The organism is Sphingobacterium sp. GVS05A (assembly GCF_019969845.1).
Taxonomy (GTDB): domain Bacteria; phylum Bacteroidota; class Bacteroidia; order Sphingobacteriales; family Sphingobacteriaceae; genus Sphingobacterium.
The window spans coordinates 326,445-333,629 of the sequence record NZ_JAHXYR010000010.1 but is presented as its reverse complement, the minus strand read 5'-3'; the positions used below and the strand labels follow the sequence as shown (position 1 = coordinate 333,629).

Annotated in this window: 5 protein-coding genes; 1 reads left to right on the top strand and 4 read right to left on the bottom strand. The window is 32.4% G+C overall.

Annotation, left to right across the window (positions count from 1 at the left end; all coding sequences use genetic code 11):
* Positions 1-182: 182 nt before the first annotated feature.
* On the bottom strand, positions 183-995 hold the full coding sequence (locus LC454_RS23230) for a hypothetical protein (RefSeq protein WP_223584834.1): 813 nt from the start codon (positions 993-995) through the stop codon (positions 183-185).
* Positions 996-1,296: 301 nt separating this feature from the next.
* Here LC454_RS23230 and LC454_RS23225 point away from each other — a divergent pair, with 301 nt between their 5' ends.
* Positions 1,297-4,353, top strand: coding sequence for a DEAD/DEAH box helicase (locus LC454_RS23225; protein WP_223584833.1), 3,057 nt, complete (start codon positions 1,297-1,299; stop codon positions 4,351-4,353).
* Between the two features lie 274 nt (positions 4,354-4,627).
* On the opposite strand, the gene LC454_RS23220 is transcribed toward LC454_RS23225, so the two are convergent.
* The 3 genes from LC454_RS23220 to LC454_RS23210 form a co-directional block, all read right to left on the bottom strand.
* The gene (locus LC454_RS23220; RefSeq protein WP_223584832.1) at positions 4,628-5,059 is read right to left on the bottom strand and encodes a hypothetical protein; all 432 of its coding nucleotides are present in this window, start codon (positions 5,057-5,059) and stop codon (positions 4,628-4,630) included.
* A 125-nt stretch (positions 5,060-5,184) separates the two neighbouring features.
* Entirely contained in the window at positions 5,185-5,358 is a 174-nt protein-coding gene (locus tag LC454_RS23215) for a hypothetical protein (RefSeq protein ID WP_223584831.1), read from the bottom strand.
* A 585-nt stretch (positions 5,359-5,943) separates the two neighbouring features.
* Positions 5,944-7,104, bottom strand: coding sequence for a hypothetical protein (locus LC454_RS23210; protein WP_223584830.1), 1,161 nt, complete (start codon positions 7,102-7,104; stop codon positions 5,944-5,946).
* Positions 7,105-7,185: the final 81 nt, after the last annotated feature.

Sequence of the window (7,185 nt, the reverse complement as noted above, 5' to 3'; positions counted from 1 at the left end):
ATGGACGATGCCAATGCATAACTGGGGCTTGACCATATCCCAACTTTATATTAGATTTGGGGATAGACTCAAACTCGAAAGAGGTTTTTAAGTTTTAATCCTATGACACAGTTGGTGTTACACTCCCAAGGTTACAATTTTGTAACCTTTATTTATGCATTTAAAGTGGGGGAATAACAATACTAACTGTTCGGTTGTTCGCCACCTAACTCTTTGTAAGCTGTTAAGATATTTTGAAGTGCTTGCTTTTCCTTTTGGGTAATAGTTCTATCTTTGTAATACTGCTTTCCTTCGTGACGTATCTTTGAGTTCTTAGATTTTATGATATCTTCTATCATTTTATATTTTTCCTGATCTACCGTTACGTCATACCATTCCCATATTTCCCCACCTCCATTATCTGTATTTATTTCACTATAGCTGGGGTTAATAGTATAGGTGTCATTATCGGTTTTTATAATATATCTTTTAATAAAGAGCCAATCATCTGCTGTATAATTAATAGCTAGCTGTAACCAAGGCTTAGCGTCTTTTTTTGTTCCAAAATATAAATGAAAACTATTCGAATTAGTGTATTGGGGAGTTGATTTGTCGGAATACCATGTGATACTTCTTATGTCATCTGTTTTTTTTCTAAGACTTTTTATTGCTTCATTTTTTGATCTTTCAGCTTGGGCAACTGCTTTTTCCTTAAGGTCATTTACTTTTGTAATGTTAACTTCAACACCCTTTAATAGTTCTTTAGCCTCTTTGGCTTCTTTTGAATCTGGGTGTCTTTCTAATAAAGAATTTAGTTCTGATTTTGCATTTTCAAACGATCTCCCTGCTATCATCTTTTTAGCATTTAATAACAAGTTAGCTGAACCAAATTTAAATTCATTTAATTCTGATTTTAAATTCTGGTTTTCAGCTTTGAGTTTTTCATAATTTTCTTGTGAAATATTATTACACCCATATACAACCAACAGTGAAGTTATAGTAATCAATCTTCTCATAATCTTAATATTTTTTTATCAAAAATATCTATCACGCATCGTGGAGAAAAAAGGGAAACCGTAAAACATGGACGCAGTTTGTGATACGGATCGTCGATATGTAAATAGCATTAGTAAAAGAAAGCGTAATTAGGTGATCTTGAATTATACGGAAACCCGTAAAAAGCTACATAATAATTTGTTTTAATTTGTTTTAGTTGCTGTGGAAGGATTTGCTACATTTTTTGTAACTTATTAAAGCCATATTGTAGATGCTTCGCATATACAAATAAGTATTTATAATTATTAACTAATTAAAACTATGAGTGTATTTATTGACGGTTTTTCACATCTCCACCTTTTTTCAGAGACAGAGGGAAAGCAAAATTTATATGATAATCAAATTGCAGCTGTTGGAGCTGTTATAGCTCATTTTAGTACTAAGATTCAGCCTGCGTTGGTCACGATGCCGACAGGAACAGGGAAGACAGCTGTAATGATTTTGCTTAGCTATGCACTCAAAGGGAAGAAGGTATTGGTTATAACACCTAGTCAATTGGTAAGAGAACAAATAGCGAATCAATTTAGAAATCCGGAGATACTTGTGTCAAAAGGAGTTATTAGCAAAGATTTCTTACCTAAGGTCTACGAAGTTGTTGGCGAAATTGAAGATAACATTGACTGGAAAAGAAAATGTGAAGAAAATGATGTCATTGTTGGGATTCCTGCAACATTAAACAAAATCCTACTTAACGAAGATCCTATGAATGCTGTTAATTTTGATCTATTATTCGTAGATGAAGCACATCATAGTCGGGCTAGTTCTTGGCAGGAAATTCTAAATAGATATATATCATCTAAACAAGTGCTGTTGACAGCGACACCTTTCAGAAGGGATAAAAAAGATATCAAAGCAAGATTAGTATATAGTTATCCCCTTAAACAAGCATATGAAAATAAGCTTTTTAGTAGAATTGATTTTATTCCAGTAAATACCAATAATTTAGAAACACCGGAGGCCAAGAATATTGCTATAGCTAAGAAAGCAGAAGAAATATATTTAAATAGAGCAAACGCGGACCATAGGATAATCATTAGGACAGATAGCCGGCCTGCAGCAAACAAATTAAATACAATTTATAAAGAGCATACTGATTTAAAACTAGAAGTAATACACAGTAATCTTTCGGAAAAATTTATTAAAAGTAGGATTGCTAAGTTGCGATCAGGAAATATTGATGGAGTTATCTGTGTCAATATGATGGGGGAGGGGTATGATTTTCCAGCCTTAAAAATAGCTGCGGTTCATGTTCCTCATAAATCACTCGCTATAACTTTGCAGTTTGTTGGCAGAATTTCAAGAACAAATATCGATGAAGGAAATATCGCTAAAGTAATTGCTGGACAACATGAATTTGAAATAGAATCCTATCAACTATTTAAACACGATACAAAAGACTGGTCTATTGTTTTGCCTGATTTACATAAGGCTAAAATTCAAAAAACAGAAGAAGAACAGGATTTTTTTGATTCGTTTCAAGATCTAACAGAGGAAGTTCCCTTATTTGATTATGATGTGGAGGAGACTCTTCAAGTAGATGATGATGACTTACGCCCCTTTTTCCATGTCAAAGCATATGAAATAATAGTGCCACCGGAAAAAGCAGTTTTCGATAAGGAATTGTTAGAAGAACTTATTGACATCGCTGCTGAAGTTGACTTTAAAGGAACAAGTTTGTTCAAAAATCCAGTAGTGCGTCATCACCATATAAGTACTGAACACGACGTTGCTATCTTTATCGTTTCCGAATTAAAGACACCATCTTGGTATTTAAAAGATGATCAATTAAAGGACGTAAAAAATGAATTAGTCATAATCCATTTTAATCGGGATAATAGGTTATTATATATCTGTTCTACAATTAAAGAAAATGAACTTTATGAGTATATTGCTGAGCAATATTTGTTAGAGGGTATATTACATGATAAAATTCCTCTTCCATTATTGAAACGGGTAATGGCTGGATGGAAGGAGGCAAAGTTGTATAATGTTGGAATGAAGAGCCGTAAAACAAAAGGGAATACGGAATCATATAAAAATATTCTCGGGTCACAGGCTCAAAAAAGTGTTCTCAATACAGATAAATATAGTTACACTAGGGGGCATTCTTTTGGAGGAGGATTTGATCCAATTTTTAAGAAAGAAATAATGATTGGGATTAGCCCCGCTTCAAAAATTTGGACCTTAGAAGATAATAAGATCAAATATCTTACTGAATGGCTTAGTATTGTGAGTAGAAAAATAGGTGATTCTGAAATGGATAATCTAGCAGCTCCTTTATCTGATCTTGATAGTGGTAAAGTAGTTGACTATTTTTCAGATGAAAGTGTATTTTTTGTAGATTGGGCACCAAGTTTTTATCATAAGTTAACTACAGTATATTTTCTAAATGAATATAAAGAACCTGCAGAAATGGCGCTTATATGTTCTTGCAATATCTCGGTTCTTGAAAAAAGTAAAGATAAAATACTTATTAAGATTTCTAAGAATGGAAACAATGCTACAATTATTTATTCCTTAAAGCCTAAGATTAAATTTGAATATGATCCCCAAACAGAGCACACTTTAGCAATAAAGAAGGGTGAAAAATTTACCTCGGATCAAGTTTTTCTTAAGCTCTTGGCCGAAGATCCTATACAACTTTATTACGAGGATTTATCTAAACAAGATGGACGTGTGCTGTATGAATTTGGAAAGGAAATTGGAACGCTAGATGAAAACAGTATAATTAGTCATAATTGGCCAGGTTATGTGAACTTGAAAAAAGAATTTTTCTCAAAAGAAGATATAGAAAAGAACATTGAGCAAAATGATAAACGGATTTCTATACATGAATATATCATTGAGGAGGCAAAGAAAACATTTGACGTCGTATTTTATGACCATGGCTCATTAGAAATAGCCGATGTCATAGGGTTTAGAAAAGACAAGATTCAATTTTTTCATTGTAAAAAGCAGAGTGGAAGTGTTCCCAACTGTAGTATTGATGATAATTATGAAGTAACTGGTCAAGCAACGAAATCAGTCAATTGGGCAAATAGAAAGCTTCTACTCAGGCAAATTTGTGAAAGAGCGGATAAGAATGGGAGTCACCAAAAATTGAGAAAAGGTACTTTAGAACAAATCAAAGCTATTCTTAATTCTTTTGAAACTCCAGTCATCCCTGTCGAAATAACAATAGTTCAGCCAGGATTGAAAACAAAAGGTCTATCTAAAAATCAAGAAGGGGCATTTAAACGAATTGTTATTTTATTGTCTGGTGCAGAAGCTTTCTTAAAGGATGTTAGCTCCTGTCAGTTAAGTATTTGGTCTTCTTGATTTCCTTACTGATAACCCAGCAATGAAGATTGGAAGTATTGTCTTCTGAAATGATTCAACCAAGAATGAAGTCTTTTATGGTATTGCGGAATAAACAAGAGGTAAGGTTTTCAAATCAACTATAAGTCACGAGCTACTGTGACATAGCAAGATGGAACTATTTTACTAAACATGATAATTTGGGATAGAATGCTTATATTTTTTTACAAATTTTCCCACATCGTGTAACGCTTGGGAAATAAAAAATCCTTCCGTTTGACGGTAGATAGTTAAACTATGGCATAGGTAATTCATTATATGTATTTCCTAGCATTTCTCTTATTACTCTCTCCTGCTCGGTTATTCCTAAGCTACAAGATTTATTTATTAACATATACCCACTAATTTCAGGGTATTCAAAGTGTTCAAATGTGAATGTACCTATTCTCCTCTGTGCAATATATGTATAGGTGTTGTATCGTTGATTACTCTCTAGAGGTTCAATTGTTTTAGATGCTCTATCATACGTTCTAGCACCCGCAAATCCAAAAGAGCCAGTTGGATGCTCAGCAAGTAAAATCGGGATTAGGTTTAAACATGTTATTAAAACATTTCCAATATCTCCTTTATTAGTTATCAAAGAATATTTTTTATCTGTTTTCTTATAGCATTTTGGATAAAACTTAATTGAAAAAAAATCATGCGTATGACAGTCTGCTAATAGCACATAATTCAGTTTTGTTTTAGGTGAATAGAACTTGTATATATACGAAAAAAGATGATCGGAACCATCTTTTATGTTTTTCTTTTGTACGAATTTTAATTCATACCCAGGATAATTAAAGTTCAATATTAAGGGATTAAGAAGTTTTTAGAATCAAAATTACATGTAGATCTTTGACCAGAAGTAACTTCTGAAAAAACTTTTGACCCTTTAATGTTTAATTTTTCAACAGTCACAGTTTTTATCTCCTTAACAGAAGTCCAATTCAATCTAACCCCTTTTGGTGTTGGTTTGGTTTTCATTGCGCGTTGCATATTCTTCTTGTGTATGTTATTAATTAAATCCACTTATTAAACTACAGTTTCCCGTAAAAGGTTTAAAATAGTGATAAGTAAAAAGTATGTATTTAGAGAACACGTTAATCATTTAATGAACTCTTGCTATACGACTATTTAACAAGTTTAATATATAATTTTCAAATAAACAAACTTCTAGATAATACACCTGATGAAGCTGGAGTTAGTATAATCATGATTCTAATAGTAACTGTAAGATACAGATAGATATACTTTTTAGCTCCGTAGAAAAGCTTGTATGATATTTGCGATGACCAAACATATTTAAATAAAATAAACCAATATAAACAATTTAAATAATGTTAAACAAAGTGAAGTGATGTTATTCGGATAATAAAAATAAATTGTCAAAAATTTATGACATTATATATATGTAACACGTTCCGATTAGAAAAGATGCAAGAAAACTCCGAGAACTTTTGTAAAATACATTAATTTTCAAGATGAAGCTAAGCAAGAAGATTTTTCAAGCTCAAATTGCATACTTAGAAGTTTTCATGTTACGGTGCGTCCAATTTATTACATCATCTTCTATAAATTTCCACCCTTCACATTCGAAGCCGATGGCTTTTCTTCGCCATCAATCAATATGATGTTTTTAAGTTTATCTAAATTTAGTTCTTTTAGGATCTTTACAGCACGTTCACGTTGAGCTCTATTGAAGTATAAAATGGCAATTACAGCTTGCTCAGTATGATTAGCTTTTTTATAGATATCAACTTGGTATTGGAGATTTTGTTTAAGTTTTGAGCTTTTTGCGAGCTTAAGTTCAATTACAGTTTTGTCCATTGCACCTCTCGAAATGGTAAAATCCACAGGGCCTCTACCATTGTCAACTTCTGAATTTATATCCCAATTCGAATCGAAACAAATGGATTTGAAAACCAATTGGAACACAGATTCATTTTGATTTTCAGCGCCTCTGAAGGCTCTATTGCCATTGTTATTTTCGATGAATCTTTTCAATAATTTTATACGGTGGATCGCTTCTTCATATGAACTTTTTGTTTTCCTACTTGTTGGATGCGTGAGCATCTCATAACGATCGATTTCTAGTGTTTCTCCGCCATTATTATTGACTGCATTTAGAGCGGGAATCGAATATCTTTTATTTTGCGGTGGATTTTCTTGGTGTAACCTTATCGCTTCTTCTAAAGAGTTACATTCAATTACTTCAGCCATAAAAGCGTCAAATTCATCTTCGCTCGAGTCTTTGAAATAATCAAATAGCTCCTTGAGGTGTCTATCTAAAAGAGAAAATACCAAATCGAGCGTAAAGAAACCCGAATTTGTTTCCCTTCTGAAATTGAGATACTTATTCTTGTATGCAATTACTACCGGAACATCATCAGACTCAAAGGTAGATTTAAAATTCGTTGCTGCGGATGAAACGTTATTGCTGATACTCGATTTTGCTTGATCTCCCGACCAAATTTTTAATTCGGACAACTTGTCCATCACAGGATAATATATATTTGAAAGAAGAATATCAAATTTAGGGCTTATTTCCTCTTGAAGAATATCATATTTATGTTTATCACGATAGTTGTCGTTAGGTTTTAATTGATTCCTTTGTCTAATTAGCTTTTCGAGTTCTTCACAAATCGGTAAATACTTTTGAATATAATCCTTTTTGTTTGAGTCTAGAAAAGTAATGAATTCGAAGATATTCTGTATTTCTTTGGTAATCATCTTAAGTGGTTATAACAATGTCACATTTTAGAACCAGCACATTCTAATATACATATTCAATAAAAATTAATATTAGTCCCA

Coding starts and splice junctions, on each gene's coding strand:
- LC454_RS23230 (WP_223584834.1), bottom strand. CDS start 995: ATGAGAAGATTGATTACTATAACTTCACTGTTGGTTGTATATGGGTGT.
- LC454_RS23225 (WP_223584833.1), top strand. CDS start 1,297: ATGAGTGTATTTATTGACGGTTTTTCACATCTCCACCTTTTTTCAGAG.
- LC454_RS23215 (WP_223584831.1), bottom strand. CDS start 5,358: ATGAAAACCAAACCAACACCAAAAGGGGTTAGATTGAATTGGACTTCT.
- LC454_RS23210 (WP_223584830.1), bottom strand. CDS start 7,104: ATGATTACCAAAGAAATACAGAATATCTTCGAATTCATTACTTTTCTA.